This is a genomic window from Armatimonas sp. (assembly GCF_043760365.1).
In the GTDB taxonomy this organism is placed as follows: Bacteria; Armatimonadota; Armatimonadia; order Armatimonadales; family Armatimonadaceae; genus Armatimonas.
In genome coordinates this window covers 1-2,927 of the sequence record NZ_JAYUPA010000912.1, presented here as the reverse complement: position 1 = coordinate 2,927, position 2,927 = coordinate 1, and the positions used below count along the sequence as shown (strand labels likewise).

3 protein-coding genes are annotated in these 2,927 nt (G+C 60.9%); all 3 read left to right on the top strand.

Annotation, left to right across the window (positions count from 1 at the left end; all coding sequences use genetic code 11):
- Positions 1–68: 68 nt before the first annotated feature.
- Positions 69–1,166, top strand: a complete 1,098-nt coding sequence (locus ACH2EH_RS22845; protein WP_395145386.1) for an Mrp/NBP35 family ATP-binding protein — start codon at positions 69–71, stop codon at positions 1,164–1,166.
- Between the two features lie 4 nt (positions 1,167–1,170).
- Positions 1,171–2,508, top strand: a complete 1,338-nt coding sequence (locus ACH2EH_RS22840) for an acetylxylan esterase (protein ID WP_395145385.1) — start codon at positions 1,171–1,173, stop codon at positions 2,506–2,508.
- Positions 2,509–2,693: 185 nt separating this feature from the next.
- Positions 2,694–2,927: DUF1905 domain-containing protein (locus ACH2EH_RS22835; protein ID WP_395145383.1), on the top strand; the 234-nt coding region annotated here is incomplete at its 3' end.

The window sequence follows — 2,927 nt, the reverse complement described above, 5'->3', positions numbered from 1 at the left end:
GTTCCCGTGTTTAATCATCGGAAGAAAAGCCGGTATTTTGAAGAAAACCTGGTAATTGAAAGATAAATATGCCTGAAGTGTCCGAAGCACAGGTGCTCACAGCCCTGCGCACCGTCCCCGACCCCGACCTAGGAAAAGACCTGGTCACGCTCAACATGATCAAGAATGTCCGCATTTGTGACGGCAACGTGGCGTTTATTGTAGAGCTCACGACCCCCGCCTGTCCGATGAAAGCCAAGATCGAGGCGGACTGCCGTGCGGCGGTCGGTGAGATTCCGGGCGTGAAGGGGATCAAAATAGATCTCACAGCCAATGTTATCGCGCGGCGCCCCCAGGGCGGGAAGATCATCCCGAAAGTGAAGCATGTTATTGCAGTAGCCTCGGGCAAGGGTGGCGTGGGCAAGTCCACGGTGGCAACCAATCTGGCGATTGCGCTGGCACAGTCCGGCGCGCGGGTCGGGCTGATGGATGCCGATGTCTACGGCCCGACGATTCCCATGCTCCTGGGCCTGGAAGACGAGCACTTGGAGCAAACGGCGGAGCGCCAGGCCGACGGCAATGTGATCTCCAAGATCGCCCCGGCGGAGCGCCACGGCGTGAGCTGTGTCTCGATGGGCTTTCTGGTCGAGCCCGGTCAGCCGGTGGTCTGGCGCGGCCCGATGCTGGGGAAAGTCGTCAATCAGTTCCTCGGGGATGTGGCCTGGGGCGAGCTGGACTATTTATTGGTGGACCTGCCCCCCGGCACCGGCGATGTCACGATGACCCTCTCGGAGTCTATCCCCCTCTCGGGTGCGGTGATCGTCATGACCCCGCAGGATGTAGCGTCGAGTATCGCTGTAAAAAGTCTCCGTGCGTTTCAGAAGCTCAATGTCCCGATTCTGGGCATTATTGAGAACATGGCCTATTTCGTCGCTCCCGATACCGGCAACACCTACTATATCTTCGGGCGCGGTGGCGGCCAGGACGCGGCGGAGGAGCTAAAAGTCCCATTTTTGGGGTGCATCCCGCTCGATATTCCCACCCGCGAGGCGTCTGACTGCGGCGAGCCGGTTCTCATTACCGACCCTGAGGGCGCACAATCCCACATCTTCCATGAGGTGGCAGGAAAGCTCGCCCAGCAGATCAGTATCCAGTCCCGAAAGTTCCGCCCTCTTATGGTAATGTAGGAGGATGAAAACAGCGCTGTTCCTCCTCACTCTATCCGCACTTGCCGCTCCGGCGCAGCCCCCACGCTTTGGGCCATCGCCGGAGATGCAGGCCAAGACCCAAGCCGACCACAAGCACCTGCTGGAGCTACTCAAGATCGAGAAGCTCCGCCCCGGGCCAAGCGGCACCCCGTCCGCGCCCAACGCCGCGAACTCCGACGAAGCAAAAGTCGGCCCCTACACGCTGCCTGATGCGCTGACCCTCAAGAACGGCAAGAAAGTCGCGAGCAAGAAAGACTGGGAAGCCCGCCGTCAAGAACTTTTTGAGGACTTCGACCGCGAGATGTACGGTCGGACTCCAAAAGTTACCCCTAAAGTGACGTGGGAAGTGGCCGAGACGCTCAGGGAGAAGAAAGGCGAGATCGCTGTTGTCACCAAGAAACTCGTTGGGCACGTGGACAACAAAGACTTCCCAAGTATCAAGGTGGACATCCAGCTCACGCTCACTACCCCGGAGAGTGCGACCAAACCCGTACCCGTGGTCATGGAGTTCGGCTTTATCTTCCCGACCCGCCCGGGTGCGCCCGCCTTCGCTCCCCCGCCTGGCTCTGGCCCCAGCTGGCAGGAACAAGTGCTCGCCAAGGGCTGGGGCTATGCGATTCTCTCCCCAAACTCCATCCAAGCGGACAACGGTGCGGGCCTGCGCGAGGGCATTATCGGCCTCGTCAATAAAGGCGAACCACGCAAAGTGGACGACTGGGGATCGCTCAAAGCCTGGGCCTGGGGGGCGAGCCGCGCTCTCGACTACTTCGAGACCGACAAGGCCGTGGATGCTAAGAAGGTCGCGATTGAGGGCCTCTCTCGCTACGGAAAGGCCGCGCTGGTCACCATGGCCTACGAGCCGCGCTTTTCGATTGGTTATATTGGCTCGTCGGGAACGGGTGGGGCGAAGCTCTACCGCCGCATCTTCGGAGAGCAGATCGAAAATGTTGCCAGCTCGGGCGAGTACCACTGGATGGCTGGGAACTTCGTCAAGTACGCCGGGCCACTGACCACTCCCGATCTGCCCGTGGATGCCCACGAGATCATCGCGCTCTGCGCCCCGCGCCCGGTGTTTATTAGCTGCGGTTCGCCGTTTGTGGAGGGAAACTGGGTGGACAGCAAGGGCCAGTTTTTGGCCGGAGTCGCCGCCGGGCCGGTCTACACGCTTCTCGGCAAAAAACCCCTTCCCGTCAGCGAGCAGCCCGCCATCGGAGTGGGCCTCCTCGACAGCGACATTGCCTACCGCCAGCACGAAGGCGGGCACACCATCGGCCCCAACTGGCCCCACCTGCTCACCTGGGCGGAGCGCTACTGGAAATAACGTTGTCCGCCCAATGAAATTGGGCGTCTGCAATGGCTTCGTTCCTCAGCCGCAAAGCCCGTGCCGGGCTGACCTCCCCCTAGCCCCCTCCGGCTCCGCGAAAGGGGAATTTCGGTAGCCCGGCACGGGCTTTGCGGCGGAACGCCATTGCAGACGCCGGTTTCAACCGGCGGTATCGCGGTATCATGCGTGGCAAGATGACCCTCACGTTTAGCGGCACGATCTGGCACTGGCGCGGCCCCTCCCCGTTTCATTTCGTCACCGTTCCCGCCCAAGAGAGCGAGGACATCAAGGCCATCTCCGACCTCGTCACCTACGGCTGGGGCATGATCCCCGCAATGGTGACAATCGGGGAGACGGAGTATAAAACGTCGCTCTGGCCCAAGAACGGCGGCTATATCGTGCCGATAAAAGATGTG

Excerpts from the sequence above, each read along its gene's own strand:
- ACH2EH_RS22845 (WP_395145386.1), top strand. The coding sequence starts at position 69 with ATGCCTGAAGTGTCCGAAGCACAGGTGCTCACAGCCCTGCGCACCGTC.
- ACH2EH_RS22840 (WP_395145385.1), top strand. The coding sequence starts at position 1,171 with ATGAAAACAGCGCTGTTCCTCCTCACTCTATCCGCACTTGCCGCTCCG.